Below are 24,637 nucleotides of genomic sequence, written 5' to 3' on the forward strand. Positions count from 1 at the left end.
TATTAAAGTAATAGACCCGATGCTCTGACAACACTGGATGAACCGAATCTGTCTTTCAGATGATCCATGGTCTGATATAAAGAAATCAGTTCTTCTGTATCTTCAAAAAGATCCATCTGGTGCAGACCATGAACCAAACCGGTAAACCTGACCCCGATCAAACGGATCCTCATTCTCCTTGTGTAGACTTTGTTGAATAGTTCCAAAACATACCGTAGCAATGTATGGTCTGCCGATGTGTAAGGAAGCCTGCACTGTTTGGTCTCCGTATCAAAATTAGCGTACCTGATTTTAACGGAAACCGTTGAGGTCAGCCATTTTTCGTGCCTGAGCTGATAACATAGCTTTTCAACCATCCCAGACAAAACACTTCTGATGTTCTGAATATCGATGGTATCCTGGGAAAATGTATTCTCCGTAGAGATGGATTTTCTTTCGGAATAGGGAACAACCGGTGTTTCATCAATACCGTTTGCTTTCTTCCAAAGCATAGTGCCGTTTTTTCCGACCAGCTCCTGCAATACATCGACCGGCATTTCAGAAAGGGTCTTTATGGTCTTCACCCCTAATCTTGAGAAAAGCTGAAAGGTCTCAGGCCCGACCATCGGGATTTTCTTTATCGACAATGGATTTAAAAATGGTTGGACATCCATTGCCTTGACCTCCAGTTTCCCAATAGGTTTGGATTCACCGGTTCCAATTTTGGATACTGTCTTATTGGTGGAAAGGGCAAAACTGATTGGCAGACCTGTATTTTTCATCACGGCATCTGCAATGTCATTCGTGCATTGGTAACATCCAAAGAACTTGTCCATTCCTGACAGATCCAGATAGAATTCGTCGATGCTGTCTTTTTCTAGTACCGGTACTTTTTCCTGAATCACTTCGGTCACCAAATGAGACATATTGGAATAATACTCCATATCTCCTTTGATAACCTTGGCCTCCGGGCATAATCGCAATGCCATCTTGATAGGCATTGCCGAACGGACACCGAATTCTCTGGTCTCATAGGAACACGATGCTACCACACCACGGTCACCACCTCCAATGATTACGGGCTGTTTCTCCAACACAGAGTTTTTTAGCCGTTCACAGGAGACAAAAAAAGTATCCAGGTCCATATGTGCAATTGCTCTTTCCATGGTACAAACTTAGTCATGTTTTTAAACAAAATGTGTATATTTGTTGTCATAAATTATGACAATGTCAATATTTGCAGATAACATCGTGTTTTTGAGAGGTCAAAAAAATCTGACCCAGCATAAACTGGCAGATGAACTCATCCTTACCAGATCAAGATATGTTTCCTACGAATATGGGAATGCAGAACCACCTATTGAAGTATTGGTCAGGATATCCAAATACTACAACATCAGTATTGACCTTCTGGTCACCGTTGATATAAGAAAGTATCCTTTGGATAAAATGGTCAATCTGTCCGGGAATAAAATATTACTTCCCGTAGTAGTAGATTCAGAAGGTAACAATTTCATTGAAATCGTACCACAAAAAGCTTCAATGGGCTATTTGAAAGGATTTAGTGATCCTGAATTTATTGAAAGTCTTCAAAAAATGCAGTTGCCTTTTTTAAAAAATGGAAAATACAGAGCTTTTTTAGCGGATGGTGATTCGATGCCGCCCTTTGCAGACCAATCCATTATTATAGGAGAGTATGTAGAAAAACTGGAAGACCTGAAATCAAATAAGGAATACATTTTTGTGACCAATGAAGGAATTACTTACAAGACCTTTATGAAAAAGAACAAAAATTTTATTATTGTATCCGCTGATAATTCATTTTATGAACCCTATACCATTTCATTGGAAGAGATTAAAGAAGTATGGCGTTATGTACGAGGAATTTTACCGCAAGACTATAAACCGTACGCCCTACCTGATGAAGCCAATTTGAAAAATTTAGTTGAGGAAGCGAAACGAAGTATCAGTAATTTAGAAAATGGAATTTTGAAATTTAATCCATAAAAAAACTTCTCCGAAGAGAAGTTAAAAACACAAATGATGAAAAAAAATATCCCATAAATGGAACAGTGTAAAGATAATTATTTTATAAGAAATTACAATGAGTCAGCTAAGTTTATTTGATGCCGAAGAGTTTTATCAGTTTCCAAAAGACCTTTTAGAATACAGGGAAAATTTTCTGAGCAGGGAAGAGGCAGATCAATTAAAAGAAAATCTGCTTCAAACCGCCCCATGGGAACAGCGCACACAGAAAATGTATGATAAGACTGTCATAACACCACGTTTAACCGCCTGGTATGTTGATTTAAAATATAATAAATCAGCTGACAGTAATACTTCCAATAGGAATCCATGGACTCCGCAGTTGCTAAACTTAAAAGAAAGAATAGAAAAAGAATTTGGTTATTGGTTCAATGGTGTCCTATTAAATCTCTACCGTGACCAAAATGATTCAGTAGCATGGCATCGAGACAAGGAAAGCAGATATGGAAAGAGACCTGTTATTGCATCTATCAGTCTTGGACAGTCCAGAAACTTTGATTTCAGAAAAAAAGATCATCATCAAAGCAAATACAGCCTGCCGCTTCCGAACGGTTCATTGCTCATTATGAAAGGCGACCTGCAGGAGAATTGGGAGCATCGGATCGCCAAATCCACAAAGCCAATGATGCCCAGGATCAACCTCACATTCAGGCTCATCAATGCGTTGTAATTTTTAATAAATCGGATCGAGTCCGCAGAACATTACTACAAATATCAGGTTTGCAGAGATGTACTAAACAAGATCAGCAAACATCAAATTAAAACTGACCATATGTCTATTTCATATTACGATTTTAACAATTTACCTAAGGAATCTCAGATCGAGCTTGTGATGGCTGAGGGAAAAATAATTGATGAAACGATCAAAAACAATCTGAGGTTTGTGGTATATGAGCTATCCTCATTTTCCGTGGAGATCGTTTACAATATCGATAGCAATAAAATTGCTGGCTTAAGCGCCTTTCCCGGCAATGGAGTACATGGAAAGTAAGGTAAGTCTGTATGAGGACTCTCTTCTAAATCGAATGCAACAAATTGTTGTCTTGAAATCCACACGGACCCTTTATCAGAAATCACGGACACGTTAGTATTTCCACTGATCCTTGGCGAAACGTTGAACTTGCCTGTGAAATCTGTGTCAGGCGATGAATTAGCAAAACACTTTGAGTGGATGAGTAATTTCATTACGATGGAAAGTATGGCTTCAAATTTCAAAACACAAGAGCAATTAGGTTGGCAACCGACACACATCAGCTTATTGGATGATATGCAACAAAATTATTTTTAAATTTGTTATATGGGACAACGGCAGACACAATAAAACAATTAGCGAATTTTATCAATTAAGAGGTTTGCCCAAGCCCGAACACCCACTCATCAGCATCGTAGATTGTGCTTCTGTAAAGCGCCTTGCAATAATCATATTCCAATAATAAACCCGACATTTATCTACTGAAGAACATTTTTGAAATTATGTTGACCTTATTTTCCAATTATAATTAATAGTAACTAAAAACAAAATAGAGTATTCCTAAAACGATACAAATTTTTAGGAACACTCTAATTTTATAAATGTACTTTTCTATCTAAAATCTTGCTAGTCATTTTATTAGCAAGTGGCAATAGGAGCAATACGCAAGCGTAAACAATAGGCAATGAAATAAGCCACGATTTAAAAAGTTCACCGATCCAATTTTCAAATGAAACCCATTTAGTAAAAGTTGATAAGACTGACATAATAAAAGTTGTCGGTAGAACCACAAAAAAGGTGCTAATTATTTTGTAACGCCTATCTTTCTTAGAATTTACCATTTTCATTTTTTCGTTTTTCAGGTTCAGGTATTGTTTCAACGACGTCCCAATGTTCTACAATTTTATCATCTTCAACTCTATACAAATCGTAGAACGCAACATGTTCTCCTTTAAAAAAGCCTTCACTTAATACCAAAACGAAATTTCCCTCTCCTAATACTTTATGTATTTTACTATAAATTTGAGGTTTCCCCTCCTTCTTCCATTGTTCCAACATATTAAGAAATTCTTGTACCCCATCACCCATATGTGGATTATGTTGAATCAATTCGTCTCCCCTGAAATAATTTGACACCAAATCGATTTGCCCATAAATAAGAACGTTTTGAACAAAGTCTTTAACAAGTGCTTTGTTAACCTCCGTTTTATGATGATCTTTTGCTTTGGTCTTTCCGTCAGTCATTGTTCTTTCGCTTTTATTCAGTTTTTTTGGATTTGTTTGAAGATTATCCCAATGTTCAACACTTATTCCATTTTCAAACCGGTGTATATCAAAAGCGACGGTTGGTTCAAAAAGGAAATAGTCTACGTGAACAAATCCATAATCTCCATCTTGAAACTTACGGACTACATTTGTGTAAACTTTATCCATCGGCATTTGATCATGCAAGCCCAAAATTGCTTGTAAGCCCGTTGCTACATTTGGATTGTGTTGTTTATAGGAGGTAGGACTGATCAACCCTATTTCTGCCAAAGTTTCAGTTTCAATGCTATTTTGTATAGCTTCAGCTTTGTCTCTATTTGATAATTCCATTTTTTTTTAATTTTATTGATTAATTATGAGCAAATGTACTGACCTTATACATGTGAAAAAATAAGTGAAAAAATATTGCTATAGGGATAATATTATCCCTATGATACTAAAAACGAAATATGTCGTAAATTTATTCCCTAAAATAGAACAGCTATGTACGAGAAAAAAATACCGAAAGATTTTAGTTGTGGCATGAGTATTACTTTTGAGATTATTGGAGGTAAATGGAAGCCCTGCTTAATTGATTCTATCAACCAAGGAATACGAAGACCGAGTGAACTCGCAAAGAAACATCCGCTTGCGAGCAAAAGAGTTTTGAACTTACAACTTAAAGAGTTAGAGGCATATGGTGTTGTTAGAAAAGTTATTTATCCGGTACTTCCTCCTAAGGTTGAATATTTTTTAACCAAAGTAGGTGAATCGCTTTTACCCCTTGTTGATATGATGGAAAACTGGGGGAAGGATTTTATGAGTGATTTTTACAAGAGGCAAGAGAATATAAACTCTGAAACTATTCTCATGGAAATATAATTTGCGGACTTGGTTAAAAATGACAGTAGAGAAAGTTGAGTTTATTCAGCATCGAAAGGTCAGAGTCGTGTGTTTATAAACTATTTCTCAAATGGATTTTCAAAATAAAATCTTTTATTCCTATCGTAAAAATAATTCACCTAAACTCTACGATGAGCTTATTATAGAACATCCATATATTATTCAGCGTATTAAGCCTAAAAATAGACGAATACTTAAATGAGTTAACATATTTATAAGAATTTAGAACTATTAAAATGTTATTAAATTAAATATAATGAACAAAGCAAAAAAAAATACCGAAAAGTGGAGTATGCTTAGTCATCTTTTTAAACAAATAGAGATTCCTGCTAAAACTACTCTTCTTGAAGAAGGTGAAATTTCCAAAAAAATGTTTTTCGTGGAAAAAGGTTGTTTACGAACTTGGATTAATAATAACGGAAAAGATATAACAACTCAATTTTTCTTTGAAGGTAGTGGTGTGTCGTCTATTGAAAGTTTTATGACTAACAAACCTAGTCTATATAGTATAGAAACTATTGAACCCTGTGTGCTACAAACTATTACGCAGAAAGAATTTCAAGAAGCATTAATGAGTTTGCCGGATATTAAAGATCATATACTTGAACATTTATTTCAACGGCTTCTACAAAGTCAAAATCTTTTTTTTTCCTATTTAAAAAATTCACCTCAAAAAAGGTACGAAGAGCTTATTACACAACATCCATACATTATTCAGCGTATTCCGCAACATTATATCGCATCCTATTTAGGTATAACTTCTGTTTCATTAAGCAGGATAAGAAACAGACGATAATGGCGATGTGCATGAATTTAACAGCGTCCCAATTTTAATGGGATACCAGTGCACTAAGGTAACCGGGTCTTAACTTGTTTGTTACCCCCAAAAAAGTGGATATGATAGGAGACCATTCAAATAAGCTAACGTGCAACTTTAAACGGTTAGCGGCAATTTTGAAAAACCATTTACATATGCCGCTGATATAAACCCCTGAATTCAAGCGGAGTCTGGCGTGTAACCTTTTTGAATAGCTTGCTCAATGATTGTGGTTGTTCAAATCCTAAGTTATAGGCGATCTCGCTTACGGTAAGTGTCGTAGTAGAGAGTTTGAGTTTGGCCACCTCTATAATTTTGAACTGTATATGTTGACTGGCATTACTACCTGTTGTGTTCTTTAAAACGCTACTCAGATAATCGGGGGGTTTGTTCAATTTTTCGCTGAAATACTGTACTGTTGGAAGCACCCGTTCCCTATCGTTTGTTTCATTGAAATATAGTTCCAGTAATTCTTCAAATCTTGTGAGTAATTCGTGATTACTACGTTCTCGCGTAATAAATTGCCTTTTGTAGTAGCGATCTGCATAATTCAGCAATAGTTCGATCTGGGAGATGATAATCCTTTTACTGAAATCATCCATATTCCTGCTGTATTCTTCGCGGATGCTATCCAAAAGCCCCCCCATACTATCCTCCTCTCTCTCAGACAGGAAAAGCGCCTCATTAATGGCATACCCGAAATATTCATATCCCTTTATCGTTTTGGCCAGCGTGGTATTCCATAAAAAATCGGGATGGATAAGCAGTATCCATCCCGATGGCTCCTGCCTGGGTAATTCATCGTTGAATTTAATATTTAGGATCTGTCCTGGTGAAAAAAATGACATCAGGCCCTCATCGAAGTCATAGGGCAACTGTCCATAATTAAACTTTCCCAGTACATTCTTCTTTAATGCAATGGAATAGAATGATTGTGACCAACACTTAACCGTTACCCCATTATACATTTCGGCGTAATCTACCAAGCTGATCAACGGATGTAAAGGCTTAGGTAAATTATACAGACGGTGAAATTCGCTAATGGTTTTGACTTGAATGATTTCCTCCATAGGTCAAATTTACCAAATAATTACAAGTTACTACCACCTGACACCTCAATTCGTTGAGCATTGATCCAATAGGCTTCTTCAGTACAAAGAAAAGCAACTACAGCGCCGATATCTTTAGGAAGACCAACTCGCCCCAGGGTTGTTTCAGCAGCCAGTGCGGCATTCATGTCTTTGTTGTCCCTCACGGCACCTCCTAAAATATCGGTCTCGATAGCGCCCGGAGCTACTGAATTTGCACGGATTTTTCGTGTTCCCAATTCTTTAGCCTGATATCTGGTAAGTACTTCAAGTCCGCCTTTCATGGAGGCATATGCCGCAAACCCCGGTGTGGAAAAACGCGTCAGCCCGGTTGAAATATTCACGATTCCTCCTCCGTCGTTCATAATACGTAAAGCATGCTGTGTGATAAAGAAGGGTGCCATCAGATGTATGTGTATCATCTCCTTAAATTGATCGATGGTAGTATCGTCAAAAGTTGAAAAAGCAATAGCTCCTGCGTTGTTTATAAGGTAGTCTAATTGTGAGTTGTTGAAATTGTTTTTTAACAGTGGTAATAATTTCTCCGAAAAAAAAGGGGCATAAGCTTCATAGGCAGCAACGTCCAATTGTAAAGCCGCTGCTTTATTCCCATAGGATTTTATTTGTTCAACAACCTCATTGGCTGCTCTTTCATTGGATAGGTAGGTGATAATTACATCTAAGCCCCTTTTTGCTAGGTTAATCGCTATATCCCGACCTATTCCACGGCTTCCGCCGGTTACTAAGGCAATTTTCTGTTTGTTCATTATGATTTTTATTTTAATTACCCTACAAAGGTCTTTAAAACAATGGCAGCCGAAGTATCCCAATCCGCTGCGCTTGTGGTTAAATCCCCAATTCAATCAAGAAATACCATTAAATAAAAGATTTCGAGCTGAAAGCATTTTCACTATTAATAAGATGATTTTTAAACAGAGTATATTATCAATAGATTCACAGCCCTCATTCCCAAAGTTGGCTCCAGGATATCACTAGAAGCCTTCATTATTCGTTTATCCATCGTCGGTGAATCTGATTATGTTTATTTTACAATTGTAATCGTTTTGTTTATTCAGTTCATTGTAATTTTGTAAAGAGGAATATGTTAAAAGCATTCTCAAAAATGGAGAAATAGTAAAGCGTAAAGTTTTTGCAGAATTCAGATTGAAAATACTAAAGTGACCCAATGTGATGAATTGACCTTACTAATAGGAGTTAACAAAGACGAAAACAAGTTAGAATCAGTAATATAATATCAATAGATAATGAAAATAGTAAATAGCACCGAAATAGATATATCTGAAATATTTAGACTTTATAAATTAGCCACCGCATTTCAGAAAGAAAGGTTTCCCGAAAACCAATGGCCGGAATTTGATAAAACATTGATAGAAGAAGAAATTGCTGAAAATAGACAATTCAAATTACTGATTGATAATGAGATTGCCTGCGTTTGGGCAATTACATACAGCGACCCGGAAATTTGGAAAGATGACGATGGGGTATCTGCTCTTTATATTCATAGAATAGCAACAAACCCGAGTTTCCGGGGCCACAATTTTGTAAAAATAATTGTAGATTGGGCAAAGGATTTTGCGAAAAATAAAAAATATATCCGCATGGATACTTGTGGTGAAAATGTAAAGCTGATTCAACACTACAAAAATTGTGGATTTAGTTTTTTGGGAATCAAAAAGTTGAAAAATTCTGTGAATCTTCCTTCACATTACCACAATGCAGATGTGTGCTACTTTGAAATTAAGTTATCTAAAATAGATTTTTAAGCTAATAGAACCATAAACAGTAAATGACTGAACAGAGACAAAATCAATACATTCGGTTCTTTTGTTTATTGGTAAAAAGGAAATGGATTTGTTACAAAATGATAAAGCCTTTCAAAACCTGTTCAATAAGTATCTCATTAGCCGTGTAGCCTCATACCAACATTTATTGATTCCACGAATTCAGGACAAACCAGAAGTCCGATACAAAAAATTCTTCAGGAAAATCATGAGATATTATTGCGTGTACAGCAACATTATATCGCTTCCTATTTAGGCATTACATCTGTTTCATTAAGCAGAATACGAAACAGGCGATAAGTTCATTTACTCACAGATTTTTTGATTATTTTTTGTGTTCGTGAATCGCTTTGCGATTTCTTTACAATTGTTATCGTCCAACTATTTGCTACTTCTCAACTTTGCAGTATAAAATTAAGCAAAGTAAAAATGAAAGTAGTAATAGTATTTAATCATCCCTATGAAGGAAGCTTTGGAAACGCAATTTTAAATGCTGTAACCAAAGGGCTTAAAGATGCAAATCACGAGATAGACCTGATGCATCTTGATAATGATGGATTTAATCCGGTAATGTCAAAGGCAGATTTGAAAGCCTTTCTGGATCACAAACCTGTGGATCCACAAGTAATAGACTATAACGAACGTTTGGAAAAGGCAGACCACCTGATTTTTATTTTTCCTATTTGGTGGGATTTGATGCCTGCAATGACCAAAGGATTTGTTGACAGAGTTCTTACTCCAGGAGTTGTGTACGACCACCATCCAAGGGGTTTTGGTTTAGTACCACTTTTAAAAAACTTAAAAGGTGTGACAGTAATCACAACCATGAATAAGCCCAAAATAATGTATTCCCTGCTTATTGGCAACTTAATCAAGAAAGCAATGATAAAAAGCGTTTTCAAAACTATGGGCTACAAAAATCTTAAATGGATTAGCTATAATATGGTAAAGTCAGTCAGTCAGGAAAAAAGAGTAAAATGGTTAACTGATATTGAAAACAGGTTTTCAAAATTTAACTAAACAAAACTTGGTATTATGAAATTGAACAGAAATTATATTACCCCCTTTATTTCCTTAGTTTTTCTTGTAGTCGGAATATCTGGCTTATTGATGCTTTTCCATTTATTTGATGGTTATACAGAAGTTATACACGAAATTTTAGGGTTATTTTTCATTATATGTGCCATTTTCCACGTCATACTCAATTGGAAAGCATTAAGAATACATTTCAAAAAAGGTGTCTTTATTCCAGCTCTATTAGGTGTATTAGTCCTATCTGTTATACTAATTGTCTCAGAAAGGATGTCCCCTCCCGTGGACTTAATCATTTTCAATAAAATGGTAAAAGCACCTATCAATGATGCTTTTAGGGCGTTAGATATCAACTATGAAAAAGCATCTGAAAAACTGAAAGAAAATGGATTATCAATTGAAGAAGCTACCACAATAGAAGACATTTGGATTAACAACGATTCTAACCCAGAAAAAGTAATTGATTTGATTATGGAGTGAATTGATTTGTTATCGTTCTACTTTCCACATACCCACACAACAAAAAGAGATAATATTTATTAAACGACTAAGACCCGGTACCATAACTGAACATTTTAATAATGAAATATTTAGTAATAGAAAATAGACAACAGGAAATAGATGAATGTCTTTACGATATTGCAGACTTCTTCTGGAACAATGGAAACGAAGTATATATCAGCAACAATTATAATAATGAAAATGACTATCGGGATTTTGTAAAACATTGTGATTGGGTAGTTTTATTGATATATGGGGATTGTTCACTAGTATCATTTTTTGAAAATGAACAGCACAAGCTTCAAAGAGAGTTTAACTTAGAGAAAAGTAACAGCAAGAAATTAATGCTTGTTTTCTCAATAAATGGCGTTTATTCAAATGCTATTCCATTCCCTCATAAAATTTTCCATTTTGATAGGTTAGACCAAAATGAATTAAAACACTTCTTTAGTTGGTGCAAGAGGTTAAATCTGTTTGATAAACAAAGATAGGTACTGATCTCTAAAAAATAATTGATTTAATAGTAAAATAACTATGAGCGATAAAACCATATTATATGTTAACGAGATTGTACAGGAAACTGCGGATTCTATAACAATACACTTCTCCCAGCCCGAGCAACAATTTGATTATCTGTCAGGTCAATTCCTAACTCTGATGGGCGAAATTGACGGAAAGGAAGAACGACGAGCTTATTCGCTTTGCTCTTCACCTTATATCGATAAAGACTTATCTGTAACAGTAAAAAGGGTAAAAGGGGGAAAAATGTCTAACCACCTTAATGATAATCTCAAAGCTGGAGATACGATGATTGTATTGCCACCTATGGGAAATTTTAATTTAAAACCAGAAAACATTCCAAACCATATCGTGCTAATTGCCTGTGGAAGCGGGATTACACCTTTATTTTCTATGGTTAAGTCAGTACTTATAGCGAACTCAACCTCTAGGGTATCCTTAGTCTACGTGAACGCTAACCAGGCTGCTACGATATTTTATGACCAATTAGAACAATGGTCTTCCGAATATTCATCACGTTTCCGTATCGTTCATTATTGGGGAGATGAAATGAAGAGCAACCAATCAAAAGCAGGATTTTTTGCAAGACTATTTAAAAAGAAAAATGCCCACAGAATTAATACTACACACCTAAAAACTATTTTTAACGAGTTGCAAATTACGAAAGAGACAAGTTCTTTGTTTTACCTATGTGGTCCACAAGGACTGATGGACATGGCAACCAAAACGATAATAGAAACAGGATTTTCTAAAGAGATGATTCTTAAAGAAAGTTTCTATACCGTCACAAAAGGAAAGCCTGCATCAGAAGAACATCAGATAAAAATACTTTTTAAAGGAAAAGAACACGAAGTAAACGTATCCTCAGGTAAGTCTATTTTATTTGCCGGGCTTGAATCGGGAATTGATTTGCCCTATTCCTGTCAAAGTGGAAATTGTATAAGCTGTGCAGGGAAGTGCATATCTGGAAATGTAGAAATGCTAACAACCGAAGGGCTTACAGAGAAACAAATAAAAGACGGATGTGTCCTTACTTGTGTAGGATATCCAAAATCTGATGATGTGGTAATCGAATTTAATTGAATAAGTGCTCGCTTTAAAGATACCAACTATTAAATTCATCCCTCAAATAATGAAGTTCATCAGAAATATTAGTGATTTGTCATACACCTCAAATGAAAACTTTATTTTTGAAATATGATCCAATTTAAAAAAATAGGTATAAGAAATCTGCTCATTTTTTTCTCCTCCACACTGATTTATGCTTTGTGCCAGATGCTTTTCAGCATTATTCTGATGAAGGAAGATTTGTGGAACAATTTTCATATCCAGTTGTTTTCGCATTATTTGGTAATTGTTACCATGTGTATAGCAGATTTTCTTTTATTAAGATTCCTTAATAAGCATTTGCCTTATTCCAAAAATATTCTATATCGAATCATGGCTGATATTACAGGGTTGGTCGTAATATGTCTGATTATATTATGTCTGTTCAATTACGTGATTTATGACGTCCTGTTGATTTCCGAAGAAGGATTACCTTCTTTCCTTGTCAAATTTGCATTTGCAATGACAAATAACATCCCAATTCTGCTGTCATTTGAACTAATTTATTATTTCCAGTCCGAACAAAAAGCCATAGCCGATTCTGAAATAGCGAAACGTAGAGTATTGCTATTCCAGCATGAAACATTGAGGGCACAGATAAATCCACATTTCTTATTCAATTCATTAAATGTGTTATCTTCTCTAATATATATAAATCAGGAAAATGCCAACAAGTTTACGAAAGCCCTCTCAAAAACCTATCGGTATGTACTCTCACTCACCCAACAGCCAGTGGTATCGGTGACCGAAGAATTGGATGCTTTGGATTCGTATATATTCCTGATGAGAATGCGATTTGAAAATGCTTTTACTTTTACGGTAAATAAAATATCTTCCTCTGAACAGCATAAGATTATTCCCCTTACCCTACAATTATTGATAGAAAATGCTTTCAAGCATAATAAGGCAACAGAAGAATCATTATTGAATATTAAAATTAATGTGGATAGCGAGTATATTACAGTCGAAAACAACATCCAACCGTCCCACGATGTTGATAAGGGCGGAATCGGGCTGAAATATATTACGCAACAGTATAAATTATACGGTAAAGATGTTGTTGTGGATCATACCACACAATTGTTTATAGTAAAAATCCCCTTTATAAAGTCATGAAGTACCTGATAGTTGAAGATGAACGCTTCGCTTACGAAGAAGTGAAACGTATGATAACGAAATTACGTCCTGATTATTTGTTGGAGAAGCAAACTAAAACAGTGATAGATACCATCGAGTTTTTGAAAACTTCTGCCGTAGATTTAATTCTTATGGACATACGTCTTGCAGACGGTAACTGCTTCGAGATATTCAATCACATAGAGGTCACCACCCCGGTAATCTTTACAACTGCATATGATGAGCATGCGATTAAAGCGTTTAAATTAAACAGTATTGATTATCTGTTAAAACCATTTAATGAAAATGAGCTGGAAGTGGCGTTAATTAAATTTGAGAACATCTTTCATAGTGTTTCCTATAAAGCCAACCCTAAGCACTATGAACAGCTATTATCTGTCAGAACCAAAAACAGATTTCTGATATCCAAAGGGGAAAACTATCATTATATAGAGACTAAGGATATCGCTCATTTCTATAGCGAAGGCGGAGTTGTCTTCCTCCATACATCCAACGATAAACGATATATCATTAATTATACCTTAGACCAGTTAGAGCACCTCCTTGATAGCCGTTTATTTTTTCGTGTCTCACGTAATTGTATTGGGAATGTAAAGGCTATTAAGAATGTTGCTAAATACTTCAACAGCCGTCTAAAACTTTACTTTTTGCCAATATGCCCACATGAGGTTTTGGTAAGCCGTGTACGCGTACCAGACTTTCTAAAGTGGATGGATGGTATCTAAAGTGGATGGATGGTATCGTGGAATAACCTAAGACCGAAAATTTCATCCCTTTAATAACGCATTTCATGTATTAGATTCTAAAGCCTATAGTTTCCTGATTTCGTAATCGCTCAGGGCATCGTTCTTTTGTTCAGAATTTAAAAATAACATTCAAAATTTTAAAACTTCAGAACAATGAAAAAGAACATGTTAACATTTGTTTTCGCAGTAGGCACACTAATTTTTTCTACTCAATTATCCGCACAGGAGAACCCGTTATCTGTTGGTTTCAAAGCCGGCACAGGTCTATCAAATTATCGCTTGGGAGGTGATATGAAAAGCTTAAAAAGTAAAATGAGCTTTGGCGGTTCCGCGGGTGTTTTTATAAAATATGACCTAAGTCCAAATTTCGCAGTGCAATCTGGTATTGATGTGTACTACAACACCTCGAAACTTGAATCTTTAACTGATAAATCATCTGATAAACTCAAATCTTTTGGAGTAGAGATACCTCTTTACGGAATTGTTCAGGGAGAGCTTGGAAGTGGAAAGGCTTTTATAGGTGCGGGTCCCTATGCCGGCTATGGTATCAGTACGAAATTGGATGGTGTGAACTTATATAAAAAGAACAATGGAACAGGAACCACGATGAACCGTTTTGACTATGGTGTAGGGGGAATCGTTGGCTACGACTTTGATAAGAACTGGCAGATAAATGCTAGTTACAAATTTGGACTAGCCGATCTGCACAAAGGCAAAGGAGGCTCTATGAAAAACCAAGGTGCATCCATCGGTATAGCCTATAAATTCTAATATTCATCACTACGATTAATTAATGCTTTGCGTACCGAATTTTAACCCCTGTCAGTAACAAGATGCATGAAATTCGGTACGCAATAACCTCTTTCACCCGATAGGTAAATTTTAAATTACATTCCACCCATTATATTCTGCAATTCATCCCTTTGATTCTGAAGTCCACAATTTATCGCTTTCTGCCCTGCTTCATTCATCGTTGCTTTGCTTAACATAAATTGAAATTATCTCAAACATAAATTTAAAAATCTAATGAAATTAAAGTCATTATTATTAACAACGTTGGTAACGTTGCTATATCTACAAGGAAAAGCACAGGAAGTAACTTTCAAAACAGAGTATCTCGGAAAATCCGGATACTACTATCTGCCTCCTGGTGAAAATCCGAGAGAAAAAATCGGCGGAAAGGGTTCTGCAATGGTTTATCAGGCTGGAGTCAACATACCATTATCGATGAAACTAAATGAGAACAACCGCCCGACGGCATGGGGCATTGGTCTTGGAGGGTCATATGTTTCGTTGAAAAACCAAAATTTCTCGGACCAAATGGTGTCCGAAATCATGAATTTTCAAGTAGGAATTTACCATTTGCGACCATTGAATGACAGGTGGTCGATGAGAGCTAGTCTTGGTATGGGTGTATTTACCCCTTCTACTGATTTTTCAAAAATCAGTTTCAAAAATGTGCTTGCAAGTGGAAGTGCTATTTTTATCCGTCATTTGAATCCTAATCTTTCTATAGGTGGCGGGGTTGCAATAAATAGTTCATTAGGCTACCCAATGGTGTTTCCGGCCGTGTATGTAAAATGGAAAACCGAAGGCAAATTTGACCTGAATGTAGAGCTTGTCGACGGACTGGAAGTGTCAGCAGGTTATGATATCAATGATAAATTTAAACTTTCGTATGCGCTTGAAATGAATGGTCAGGTTGCATTGTTGAAAAAAGACGGCAAGGATGTAATTTTTTCTCATCAGTATATTGTTACTGGATTTCGTCCGGAGTATAAAATTAGCGAAAAGCTATCTGTGACTGGTATGGCAGGGCTCAATCTCTACCGCCCCGCATCTTATAGCGATAGAACCCTAAAAGGTGTTTTTGCGTCTGATAACGATTACTATTTTTCTGTTTCACCCTATGTGTCAGCCGGATTAAAGATGAAATTTTAAAGATGGACAATCTGAAGGAAACCCTGCGACTTTTCGTATCCAGATCTGTCTATGTAGCTATTTACCTTATAAGTTTGCTGCCAATGACATTCTTGTATTCGATAGCCTCTTTTACTTTTTTTGTTGTTTATTATTTAGTTGGATACAGAAAAGAAGTTGTCGTTCAAAATGTTTCACGTTCGTTCCCCGAAAAACAATACGGAGAGATTCATGCAATCGTAAAAAAATTCTATGAATGCTTTGTGGCTTATTTTGCCGAAATGATAAAAGGTGTTTCTATTCCGGCAAAAACACTTGATAAGAAAATAGTATTTGAGAACCTCGAGTTAGTGGATCTGTATATAAAATCAGGGCGCAATGTTATCGCTTCAGTTGGGCACTGTGGTAATTGGGAAGCATTAAATTTTTTACCTCATAAGGTTCAGTACGACGTTCATGCTGTATACAAGCCATTGAGTTCCAAGCTAGCGAATAGTCTAATGGTCAAACTCCGCTCTCGTTTCGGTATGAAGTTAATTCGTGACAAAGCGGTAACACGACATATACTATCCAAGAACTCGTCTCCAGCTGTGTATCTTTTTATTGCAGACCAACGTCCAAAGATAAAAGATGAAGAATACAGGTTCTCTTTATTGAATCAGGAAACATATTTTTTTTCAGGAATGGAAAAACTTGCCCGTACAAGTGAAGCGGCGGTCATATACCTACATATTACGCAACTTACAAAGGGAAATTACAAGGTAAGCTGCATACCCATAAATGCAAAAGCAGAATCTACAAAAGTGGGTGAAATTACTCAAAAGTATGTTGAGTTGCTCACAGAAAATATCAAAGAAGAACCATATGGCTGGCTATGGACACATAAGCGGTGGAAAAGATAAAATACACAAAATAACTAAACATTTTTGACGATGAAATATTTATTAGTTGACTATGAAAAACAAGATGAGCAGACGCTGCTCGACAATATTGCCGAATTCTTGTGGGACAATGGAAACGAGGTATATAGTCGTAATAATTTTGATAATGAGAATGATTATAAAAATATTATGAAGTCTTGTGATTGCCTCGTTTTTTTAAGTCATAGTAATTACTCAGCAGAATCGTTTTTTGAGTATGAGCAAGAAGTCTTTCACAAAGATTTTGACACAGAAATCAACCTCAATAAAAAAATTAAGTATGTTTTTACAATAAGCGGTGTCTATTGTGATGCCATTCCATCACCTCATAAAATATTTCATTTTGAGAAGTTAGACCAAAATGAATTAAAACGCTTCTTTAGTTGGTGCAAGAGGTTAAATCTGTTTGATAAACAAAGATAGGTAGCAAGATCAAAATCTGATAATGTGGTAATCGAATTAGACTGAATAGGACAATATTGGCATAAACTATCGGAATGGATAAATTTTATACTGAAACGCTACATAAGCTGGAAACGACAATCAACGAATTAGAGATTGAAGCCGATTATTCTATACAGCGGATAGAAGCCGTTATGGGTAGGAAAGCAAGGAAAAAAAACATAGGGATGAAAGCGGACAGAGAAAATACCCGTCCTTCCGGTAGGTTCTATTTCAAGTGGTTTTGTCAGCTGACCGATGATCAAGCATCTGGGTTGGATTATACTTTTTCCTCTGCCGGTGTACTGCTTATAAAGATCACCATAATGAAAGATCATCTCCATACATCCATCGGGAACGACGAGTTGTTTTCCAGTTGTTCATCTACTGAACTTTCCAGTGTCCAATAGCATTTTACAAATACCTCCAATTCCTGATGAGGCTCAAATGTCTGGTAATTCATCGGGTTTTAATTTCAATAAAAATAAAAAAAATCATCTAAACAAGATTTAAAAATATTGAATAAAAGCCCCATAAACATTATATTTGCCGTCCAATTAATTTTAAATTATCACATTATGAAAGAACTAATCGAAAAGATCAACGCAGAATTTGAAGCATTTTCTGATGAAGCAAATCAGCAATCTGAGAAAGGGAACAAGGCTGCCGGGACAAGAGCAAGAAAATCTGCGCTTGAACTCAGCAAATTATTTAAAGACTTCAGAAAAGTTTCTGTTGAGGAATCAAAGAAATAAGAATGTTACAATACTGATCCCTGCAAGTTTTGTGGGGATCTTTTATTGAACCCTATTTTTAGGAATTTCAAGATTTTAACAAATTTATTGTTGTAACTGAATCATGCCATTACCTGAAACAGATAGATGTACAAATTCTAATGAGCTACTACAATTTATTAAGGTGCTGTTCCGCACAATCATGTAGAATTTTATCAATTTCGACATCAATCTCATTTGAAATATCACCCGTCCTACCGAATCCAATCCTGCCTGTCCCGCTTTGTCCAAAATGTGATTATATAGGAATCATTCAGATCAATATTTTGTTCAGAAAGAAAATTTTTATGCTTCTCATTGAGTTCCGCAATTTTAATTTCAACACATTCTGTAAATTTCTCAGCAGCACTTCCAAAAAACTGTTCTGTCAATCCCATCTTATTTTTTATTTTATGGTAAATATCGATATATTACCAAAAATATTCATTTCAAAAACTTAAAATCTTTTCGGTACTACGAAAAGGTAGTGATTTTATGTGATTCACAATTTTCAACTTTACCCCAATAAAAGTTGATCAACTGTTCAAATCATTATTAACATCAAAAAATCACTGTTATGAATATCGAAAGAACAGAATTTACCGCGTGGATGGAAAAAATCATGGAACGATTTGACATCCTCAAAGAACAAGTGTCATCAAGCCAATCCCGATTTATTGAGATCGATGGAGAGGTGCTGCTTGACAATCAAGACGTATTGCAACTCCTAAAGATCAGTTCAAGATCATTGCAACGGTACCGCACCGACAAAAAACTGCCATACTACACTATCAGTGGCAAATTGTATTACAAGCTGTCCGATGTCCATCAGCTCATCAGAGAATGTTTAAGTGCATAATGAAGTAGGACAGAAGCTGCCAAAGAAGTAGACAAAGTTCCAAATCAAAACAATCACCAGCCATCCCTCTACCTTCGTCGTACAAAATATCTGCTATGGAAAAGAAGGTACAGAATGAAACCAATGAAACCAAGAAGATCAAGCCGGTATCTGACACCCTGCTTGTCCTGAACATTCAAACCAATGCGGTCGAGATGATCAAAGGAATCGACCAAGATGGAAATCTGCAAAAGTTCCCTCCTGACGAGAAAAAGGACAATGACCAGTTGATCCGGGTTGACAAGCACGGTGATCTCTTCTCCAACTTCTTTTCCAATTTTTACCGCCAGCTTAAAAACCCTTCTCATTTCAATTTCTTCAAGGTCTCGGAATATAATGCGGTCAATACCGCGAAAGACCTTCAGCAGTATGTCGATCAGGCATCCCCTGAAGAAAAGGAAAAGCTGAAAGATTATGCAATACAATTAAAAAATACAAACCCATTAAAAAATCAGAATACAATGGAAAACAACACAGAAACTCAGGAGTACCGTTTCCAGCCTGAACAGATCGACTGGAAAACTATGGAGAAATTCGGGCTTAACCAGGAGAAGCTTGAAAAAATGAATGCTATGGATCCTCTTCTCAGAGGCTTCAAAACCAATAATTTAATTCCCATTACCATCAATTTGGGAACAGCGGTCAGCAAGATGGATGTCCGCCTATCACTCCAAACCGCAGACAACGGCGAAGTTGCCGTTAACCTGCACGGCATCCGCAAAGAGCCCAACTACAACCTCAAGTTTCTCGGTCACGAGTTCACCGATGAAGACAAAAAGAACCTCAAAGAAAGTGGGAATATGGGCAGGGTTGTCGATCTTGTCAATCCCAAGACCGATGAGATCATTCCTTCCGTGATCAGCCGTGACCGACTGACCAATGAACTGGTCGCTTACAGGGCTGAGTATATGAAGATCCCGGATGAGATCAAGGGCATCAGATTGGATGACCACCAAAAACAAACATTGCTGGAAGGCAAGCCGCTTTATCTGGAAGGCATGACCTCCAAAAAAGGAGAATTGTTTGAAGCAACCGTTCAGTTCAATGCAGACAAGCGCTATGTCGAATTCATCTTCAACAACAACCAGAACCAGCAACAAAGCCAACAGCAGAAGCCATCCAATCAACAAGGTCAAGCTCAGAACAAAGGCGGGGAAGCCCCGAAAGTATTCCGAGGTAAGGAGCTTGATGATGCACAATATGAAAAGTTCAAAGCAGGGCAGACGGTGTATGTGGATGGTCTTGTTGACGGCAAAGGAAAAGCCTATCAAGGCTACATCACCTTCGACAAGGGAACTTCTAAAACAGATTTTTCTTTTACCAACCCCAATAAATTGAAAGAGAAAGCCCAACCATCCGAAGACCATAAAACCCAAAAGGCAGTCAATTCAGATGGTAAAACCAATGAAGCCACCAAGAATCTCAAAGAACCGTTGGAGTCTAAACAGCAGCAACCTGCCAACAAGCAACAGGAAGACCAGCAGAAAAAACCAACCAGATCCAAAGGACGCAAGATGTAATCAAATACTGACAATTAAAAAATAAATTCCAACCATAATAAATCCAATCCTATGAAAGCCATTATCGCAGAAAAGCCCAGTGTCGCAAGAAAGATCGCGCAATTGTTAAATGCCAACGAAAGAAAAGACGGTTACCTGGAGGGCAACGGTTACTGCATAACCTGGGCATTAGGACATCTGGTGTCTTTGGGAATGCCGGAAGATTATGGTATAAGAGGCTTTGACAAAGCCTCTTTGCCTATCTTTCCAGATCCGTTCTTATTGATCCCAAGACCTATCAAGAAGCAAAACCAAAAAGGCTATCAGCCTGATCCTTCCGCACTCAAACAATTAAAGATCATACAAAATGTCATCAAACGATGCGACAGTATCATCGTTGCTACCGATGCAGGAAGGGAAGGTGAGTTGATCTTCCGATACATCTACCACTACCTCCAATGTAAGAAACCTTTTGAAAGGCTATGGATAAGTTCTCTTACAGAAAAAGCCATACAGGAAGGTTTCAAAAATCTTCAGCCAGGTTCCGCATTCGAAGGATTGTATCAGGCAGCCAAAGCCAGAAGCGAAGCCGACTGGCTGGTTGGCATCAATGCCACTCAGGCATTGAGCATTGCTGCTAACCAGGATGTTTATTCCTTAGGCAGGGTACAGACCCCGACACTTGCTTTGATCTGCAAACGATATGAAGACCATGAAAATTTCACGCAGAAAAAATACTGGCAGATTCAGTTGAAGCATCGCAAAGAATATCTGGATTTCACCAGCCAATCTGCCGAACAGTGGGAGGACAAAAAACAGGCAGAACAAATCCTAAGATCCATAGAAAGAGAGGGCAGGGCCACTGTTGAGAATGTCTCAAGCCAAACTGTAAAAGAACAATCACCCTTACTTTTTGACCTGACCGAACTTCAGAAGGAGGCCAACAGAAAGCTGGGGTTGTCAGCTGATGAGGTCTTGCAAACGGCACAGTCACTTTATGAAAAGAGATTCATTACCTATCCAAGAACCGGCAGCAAATACATTCCTGAAGACCTTTGGGCTGAGATCCCGGAACTGGTCAGAATCCTCAATACGGTCGATCAATTCAAACCGGCTATTTCAACTCTCAAATTTGGCAACTTTAACAAGCGGATGGTCAATGACCTCAAGGTGACCGATCACCACGGGCTCCTCATGACTACAAAAATACCATCGGCACTCACCGCAACGGAGAAAGCCATTTACGATATGATTGCCTACCGTTTACTGGAATCACTTTCAGAACATTGTTCCAAACAGGTCAGTCATATCACGATCAAAGTCCATCATTATGAATTCAGCATTAAAGGATCAAAAATACTCACCAAAGGCTGGCGGGCCATCAAAGGCATCCTCTCAGATCACAACAGCAATAACAGCAAAAATAACGACAGCACTTCCAATAACCATAACGTCGAAGAAACACTCATTGAACTGCCGGAAATGAAGATCGGGGATGAGTTGAAGATCTCCCAAGCAGATCTACAGGAAAAGATAACCCAACCGCCCAAACTGTACAGTGAGGCAGATTTGTTGTCAGTAATGGAAAATGCAGGAAGATCGATCGAAGACAAAGAAGCTCAGAAAGCGATTTCGAACATTGGAATAGGTACACCCGCCACCAGAGCCTCCATTATTGAAACCCTGCTCAGCAGAAACTACATCATCCGAAAAAGCAAGACTCTAGTACCAACCGAAAAAGGAATCAAAGTTTACCATCTGGTCAAAGATAAAAAGATAGCCAATGTACAGATGACCGCAGAGTGGGAGATGGCATTGGATAAGATCGAAAACAGCAAACTCGATGCAAAACAATTCATCACCGATATCAAAGACTACACAACAGAGATCACCAAAGAACTATTATCACTCTCAATTCATCAAGAAAACATTCCCGAACTCAAATGCCCAAAATGCCAGCAGCAAAATCTCATCATCAAAGACAAGATCATCAAATGTCCAGATGAGCAATGCAAGTGGATGCAGTTCAGAACTGTTTGCGGAATACAGCTCAGTATAGAACAGATCACTTCACTCATCAACAATGGAAAAAGCCCGCTAATCAGAAACATGAAGGCCAAAAACGGCAAAAAGTTCAGTGCCTATATTGTTTTAAACGATGATTATAAAACAATATTTGACTTTTCGGAAAAGTAAAAGCGATGTTAAATGTATTATGAAAACAATGATGTCCTACTTCTTTTCCAAGACAACACTCAAACTGGGAATCATCACTTCAGTATTCTTATTCTTCGGATCAAGTTTCAGCGTCCTGTTCATAATTTCTTAGGGCAGGCTCATACAGTTAAGTGTAATTTCTACCAAACTATCCTCTACTGTCAGAAAATAACTTATGCTTCAAAATCCAACACAGCTAAAGGATATTGTATATTATTCTTTGAATTTTTTTTGTAAATAAAACAATTTCAAAAAAAAATATCCAAAGTACGGTTTCCCATAATTTTAGGACAATTATTTTTAATATATTTGAATCATGTTGTGATATATTTTCAGCATTAAAAACTAACAACCAAAAAAATGAATTATCTTGAGATTAGCTCCTTTATTGAGGCTAAGAAAAAACGTAAGGCTCATATACAAAATGAACTTCGATATGTAAATACTCTAACCTCTCACTTAAAAGCAGAAAAACCTGTTAAGTGGTATAACAATTTTTACTACATAGTTAAAAGATCTATTTTTATCACTTTATCAATACTGTTACTCATTGTATTGATAAGTAGTTTTACACATCAAAATTCTTATAAAGATTATTTCTCTAACCATTTTGAAGGTATTATTTTCGAAAGTCTCAATGATACTTTTGGTAGCCATCGTTCAGTAACAGTTTTATCAACCATTGCAGTAGATTCTCAAATGATGCAAGCAGTTATTTCAAAACCTGTCAGAGAAGATATTCAAAAAAATATAAGTTCTAAGATTTACAACTACTCACTTCTGACCGGAAGGATTATTTTCTGTTGACTGTGATTTTATTTTGGTATATCGCTAGATTGACGAGAAAACTTCATTTAAAAAACAAACTGATTTCTGATTATTATGATTCTAATGTTACGATTGTTAACATTTACAAAGAAGTAATTCAGGAGCAGAATTTTGAAATTGAGTTTTTGACTAAGGCATAGAAGAATTAAATCTAATCTTAATATATGGATAATAGAGTACGCCGCTTTTTAATTGAATTAGCAAGAAATAAATTAAACCCGACAATTACTTATCAAAAACTATCGGATGCCTGTAAATTAAATTTAAATATGCAGGACAATCCACATGATAGAATTATTATCGGTAACATTCTCGGTGAGATTTCCGAATATGAACATGAAAATAAAAGACCGCTTTTAAGTGCACTCGTCATTAGACTTTCAGATGGTGAAGAAGGTGAAGGCTTTTATAGATTAGCCGAAAGGTTAGTTTATGGAAATGTTAAAAAGTTGAAGAGTGACTTTTTTGAATATAAACAAATCAATTTAAGTGTTGATTATTGGAATAATGAAACTAATTATTTAAAATTTAAAGATATTTAAAATGGAAGAAAATAATTTTAAGTGTGATGCAGAAGATGAAAAAAAATATAAAAGTGAATGCTATAAAGAAATGAAATGGCGTTATGAAACCATCATAAAAGCAAGAAATTTTCATTATGAGAATTTTAATAAATGGATGACTTACTTTTATGTAATGATAGGTGCCTTATTTGTCGGAGTATCATATTTAGTTAGTAAAGGTGCAGATTCGACATATGGAAATTCATTAGATTTTATTTTGTTTATTGGATTTGTTGTCAGCTTATTTTGGCATTGGGCAAATAAAGGCTATTACTATTGGAATATCAACTTTATCACTTTAGTAAATCATTACGAAAAAAATATTCTAAAATTTAAGGAAGAAGAGAGAATCTATTTTGTGTTTGCAAATAAGTCAAAAAGTGATTATATAAATCCTGTCGGAGGCGCTAACATATCAACTTCTAAGTTATCAATCTTGCTTTCTTTTATTATAACTTGTTTTTGGGGAATAGCTTTTCTTAATATAAAATTATATTCTTATGTCAACAATGATAAAGTCTTATACTTAATAAGTACCGTCTGTACTCTTTTTGCAGTATTCGGTTTAAGTGAAATTGTATCTAAAAAATTATTGAGCAGTTATCATAAACATTTTCCCGATTTGCAGATAAAAACAGAATCTGATAATAATTATAGACCCTCCAAGGAAATAATTACATGATATT

32 protein-coding genes are annotated in these 24,637 nt (G+C 36.2%); 23 read left to right on the plus strand and 9 right to left on the minus strand.

The features are described 5' to 3' along the window. Positions 1-2: 2 nt before the first annotated feature. Positions 3-1,145, minus strand: a complete 1,143-nt coding sequence (gene dinB, locus BT156_RS07245) for a DNA polymerase IV (protein ID WP_072408662.1) — start codon at positions 1,143-1,145, stop codon at positions 3-5. Between the two features lie 61 nt (positions 1,146-1,206). Here dinB and BT156_RS07250 point away from each other — a divergent pair, with 61 nt between their 5' ends. From BT156_RS07250 to BT156_RS07260, 3 genes are all read left to right on the plus strand, one after another. Beyond that, entirely contained in the window at positions 1,207-1,986 is a 780-nt protein-coding gene (locus tag BT156_RS07250) for an XRE family transcriptional regulator (RefSeq protein ID WP_072408664.1), read from the plus strand. Positions 1,987-2,083: 97 nt separating this feature from the next. Next, a complete protein-coding gene (locus BT156_RS07255) occupies positions 2,084-2,695 on the plus strand; it encodes an alpha-ketoglutarate-dependent dioxygenase AlkB family protein (protein WP_072408666.1) in 612 nt (203 codons plus the stop codon). Positions 2,696-2,797: 102 nt separating this feature from the next. After that, positions 2,798-3,016 carry a hypothetical protein gene (locus BT156_RS07260; RefSeq protein WP_072408668.1) on the plus strand — a complete coding sequence of 73 codons (219 nt, stop codon included), beginning with the start codon at positions 2,798-2,800 and terminating at the stop codon, positions 3,014-3,016. 575 nt (positions 3,017-3,591) lie between these two features. On the opposite strand, the gene BT156_RS22595 is transcribed toward BT156_RS07260, so the two are convergent. Next, positions 3,592-3,843 carry a DUF2798 domain-containing protein gene (locus BT156_RS22595; RefSeq protein ID WP_072408670.1) on the minus strand — a complete coding sequence of 84 codons (252 nt, stop codon included), beginning with the start codon at positions 3,841-3,843 and terminating at the stop codon, positions 3,592-3,594. Next, entirely contained in the window at positions 3,824-4,591 is a 768-nt protein-coding gene (locus tag BT156_RS07275) for a nuclear transport factor 2 family protein (RefSeq protein ID WP_072408672.1), read from the minus strand. Before BT156_RS07275 ends, BT156_RS22595 begins: the two co-directional genes overlap by 20 nt. Before the next feature lie 153 nt (positions 4,592-4,744). Between BT156_RS07275 and BT156_RS07280 the strand changes: the two genes are divergently transcribed. Next, complete coding sequence (locus BT156_RS07280; protein WP_072408674.1) at positions 4,745-5,122, plus strand: winged helix-turn-helix transcriptional regulator; 378 nt, start codon at positions 4,745-4,747, stop codon at positions 5,120-5,122. A 277-nt stretch (positions 5,123-5,399) separates the two neighbouring features. Next, positions 5,400-5,939 (plus strand): Crp/Fnr family transcriptional regulator, encoded by a 540-nt coding sequence (locus BT156_RS07285; protein ID WP_072408676.1) that lies wholly within the window; start codon positions 5,400-5,402, stop codon positions 5,937-5,939. Positions 5,940-6,109: 170 nt separating this feature from the next. Here BT156_RS07285 and BT156_RS07290 read toward each other — a convergent pair whose 3' ends face one another. Both BT156_RS07290 and BT156_RS07295 read right to left on the minus strand, forming a co-directional pair. After that, positions 6,110-7,030 (minus strand): helix-turn-helix domain-containing protein, encoded by a 921-nt coding sequence (locus BT156_RS07290; protein WP_072408678.1) that lies wholly within the window; start codon positions 7,028-7,030, stop codon positions 6,110-6,112. A gap of 20 nt (positions 7,031-7,050) precedes the next feature. Further along, positions 7,051-7,815 carry an SDR family NAD(P)-dependent oxidoreductase gene (locus BT156_RS07295; RefSeq protein WP_072408680.1) on the minus strand — a complete coding sequence of 255 codons (765 nt, stop codon included), beginning with the start codon at positions 7,813-7,815 and terminating at the stop codon, positions 7,051-7,053. A 498-nt stretch (positions 7,816-8,313) separates the two neighbouring features. Between BT156_RS07295 and BT156_RS07305 the strand changes: the two genes are divergently transcribed. From BT156_RS07305 to BT156_RS07325, 5 genes are all read left to right on the plus strand, one after another. Further along, positions 8,314-8,832, plus strand: coding sequence for a GNAT family N-acetyltransferase (locus tag BT156_RS07305; protein WP_072408684.1), 519 nt, complete (start codon positions 8,314-8,316; stop codon positions 8,830-8,832). A 447-nt stretch (positions 8,833-9,279) separates the two neighbouring features. Continuing rightward, positions 9,280-9,870 (plus strand): NAD(P)H-dependent oxidoreductase, encoded by a 591-nt coding sequence (locus BT156_RS07310; RefSeq protein WP_072408686.1) that lies wholly within the window; start codon positions 9,280-9,282, stop codon positions 9,868-9,870. Positions 9,871-9,885: 15 nt separating this feature from the next. Beyond that, on the plus strand, positions 9,886-10,362 hold the full coding sequence (locus tag BT156_RS07315) for a DUF4405 domain-containing protein (RefSeq protein WP_072408687.1): 477 nt from the start codon (positions 9,886-9,888) through the stop codon (positions 10,360-10,362). A gap of 101 nt (positions 10,363-10,463) precedes the next feature. Further along, the gene (locus BT156_RS07320; RefSeq protein ID WP_072408689.1) at positions 10,464-10,874 is read left to right on the plus strand and encodes a hypothetical protein; all 411 of its coding nucleotides are present in this window, start codon (positions 10,464-10,466) and stop codon (positions 10,872-10,874) included. Between the two features lie 43 nt (positions 10,875-10,917). Then, positions 10,918-11,985 (plus strand): ferredoxin--NADP reductase, encoded by a 1,068-nt coding sequence (locus BT156_RS07325; RefSeq protein ID WP_072408691.1) that lies wholly within the window; start codon positions 10,918-10,920, stop codon positions 11,983-11,985. A 42-nt stretch (positions 11,986-12,027) separates the two neighbouring features. On the opposite strand, the gene BT156_RS22350 is transcribed toward BT156_RS07325, so the two are convergent. Continuing rightward, the gene (locus BT156_RS22350) at positions 12,028-12,246 is read right to left on the minus strand and encodes a hypothetical protein (protein ID WP_228430036.1); all 219 of its coding nucleotides are present in this window, start codon (positions 12,244-12,246) and stop codon (positions 12,028-12,030) included. Between the two features lie 96 nt (positions 12,247-12,342). Between BT156_RS22350 and BT156_RS07330 the strand changes: the two genes are divergently transcribed. From BT156_RS07330 to BT156_RS07355, 6 genes are all read left to right on the plus strand, one after another. After that, positions 12,343-13,125: a sensor histidine kinase gene (locus BT156_RS07330; protein ID WP_228430039.1), complete on the plus strand. Its 783-nt coding sequence runs from the start codon at positions 12,343-12,345 to the stop codon at positions 13,123-13,125. After that, positions 13,122-13,871: a LytR/AlgR family response regulator transcription factor gene (locus BT156_RS07335; protein ID WP_072408695.1), complete on the plus strand. Its 750-nt coding sequence runs from the start codon at positions 13,122-13,124 to the stop codon at positions 13,869-13,871. Before BT156_RS07330 ends, BT156_RS07335 begins: the two co-directional genes overlap by 4 nt. A 174-nt stretch (positions 13,872-14,045) precedes the next feature. Next, a complete protein-coding gene (locus BT156_RS07340; RefSeq protein ID WP_072408696.1) occupies positions 14,046-14,663 on the plus strand; it encodes a porin family protein in 618 nt (205 codons plus the stop codon). Between the two features lie 294 nt (positions 14,664-14,957). Continuing rightward, the gene (locus tag BT156_RS07345; protein WP_228430042.1) at positions 14,958-15,833 is read left to right on the plus strand and encodes a DUF6268 family outer membrane beta-barrel protein; all 876 of its coding nucleotides are present in this window, start codon (positions 14,958-14,960) and stop codon (positions 15,831-15,833) included. Positions 15,834-15,835: 2 nt separating this feature from the next. Next, complete coding sequence (locus tag BT156_RS07350) at positions 15,836-16,714, plus strand: lysophospholipid acyltransferase family protein (protein ID WP_072408700.1); 879 nt, start codon at positions 15,836-15,838, stop codon at positions 16,712-16,714. A gap of 30 nt (positions 16,715-16,744) precedes the next feature. Continuing rightward, positions 16,745-17,155, plus strand: a complete 411-nt coding sequence (locus BT156_RS07355) for a hypothetical protein (RefSeq protein WP_072408702.1) — start codon at positions 16,745-16,747, stop codon at positions 17,153-17,155. Between the two features lie 128 nt (positions 17,156-17,283). On the opposite strand, the gene BT156_RS22600 is transcribed toward BT156_RS07355, so the two are convergent. Next, a complete protein-coding gene (locus BT156_RS22600; RefSeq protein ID WP_354066851.1) occupies positions 17,284-17,517 on the minus strand; it encodes a DUF6597 domain-containing transcriptional factor in 234 nt (77 codons plus the stop codon). Beyond that, a complete protein-coding gene (locus tag BT156_RS22475; protein ID WP_262484300.1) occupies positions 17,508-17,636 on the minus strand; it encodes a hypothetical protein in 129 nt (42 codons plus the stop codon). Before BT156_RS22475 ends, BT156_RS22600 begins: the two co-directional genes overlap by 10 nt. A 115-nt stretch (positions 17,637-17,751) precedes the next feature. Between BT156_RS22475 and BT156_RS07365 the strand changes: the two genes are divergently transcribed. After that, positions 17,752-17,928: a histone H1 gene (locus BT156_RS07365; RefSeq protein WP_072408704.1), complete on the plus strand. Its 177-nt coding sequence runs from the start codon at positions 17,752-17,754 to the stop codon at positions 17,926-17,928. 233 nt (positions 17,929-18,161) lie between these two features. Here BT156_RS07365 and BT156_RS07370 read toward each other — a convergent pair whose 3' ends face one another. Further along, entirely contained in the window at positions 18,162-18,344 is a 183-nt protein-coding gene (locus BT156_RS07370) for a hypothetical protein (protein ID WP_072408706.1), read from the minus strand. 179 nt (positions 18,345-18,523) lie between these two features. Here BT156_RS07370 and BT156_RS07375 point away from each other — a divergent pair, with 179 nt between their 5' ends. The 6 genes from BT156_RS07375 (at position 18,524) to BT156_RS07400 (ending at position 24,633) form a co-directional block, all read left to right on the plus strand. After that, positions 18,524-18,805, plus strand: a complete 282-nt coding sequence (locus BT156_RS07375) for a helix-turn-helix domain-containing protein (protein WP_072408708.1) — start codon at positions 18,524-18,526, stop codon at positions 18,803-18,805. Positions 18,806-18,900: 95 nt separating this feature from the next. After that, entirely contained in the window at positions 18,901-20,364 is a 1,464-nt protein-coding gene (locus BT156_RS07380; protein ID WP_072408710.1) for a DUF3945 domain-containing protein, read from the plus strand. A 51-nt stretch (positions 20,365-20,415) separates the two neighbouring features. Then, positions 20,416-22,539, plus strand: coding sequence for a type IA DNA topoisomerase (locus tag BT156_RS07385; RefSeq protein WP_072408712.1), 2,124 nt, complete (start codon positions 20,416-20,418; stop codon positions 22,537-22,539). A gap of 381 nt (positions 22,540-22,920) precedes the next feature. Further along, positions 22,921-23,367 (plus strand): hypothetical protein, encoded by a 447-nt coding sequence (locus BT156_RS07390; protein WP_072408714.1) that lies wholly within the window; start codon positions 22,921-22,923, stop codon positions 23,365-23,367. Between the two features lie 185 nt (positions 23,368-23,552). Then, the gene (locus BT156_RS07395; RefSeq protein ID WP_072408716.1) at positions 23,553-23,930 is read left to right on the plus strand and encodes a hypothetical protein; all 378 of its coding nucleotides are present in this window, start codon (positions 23,553-23,555) and stop codon (positions 23,928-23,930) included. Position 23,931: 1 nt separating this feature from the next. Continuing rightward, on the plus strand, positions 23,932-24,633 hold the full coding sequence (locus tag BT156_RS07400; RefSeq protein WP_072408718.1) for a RipA family octameric membrane protein: 702 nt from the start codon (positions 23,932-23,934) through the stop codon (positions 24,631-24,633). Positions 24,634-24,637 lie beyond the last annotated feature (4 nt).

It is taken from the genome of Chryseobacterium limigenitum (genome assembly GCF_900114875.1).
Taxonomy (GTDB): Bacteria; Bacteroidota; Bacteroidia; order Flavobacteriales; family Weeksellaceae; genus Chryseobacterium; species Chryseobacterium limigenitum.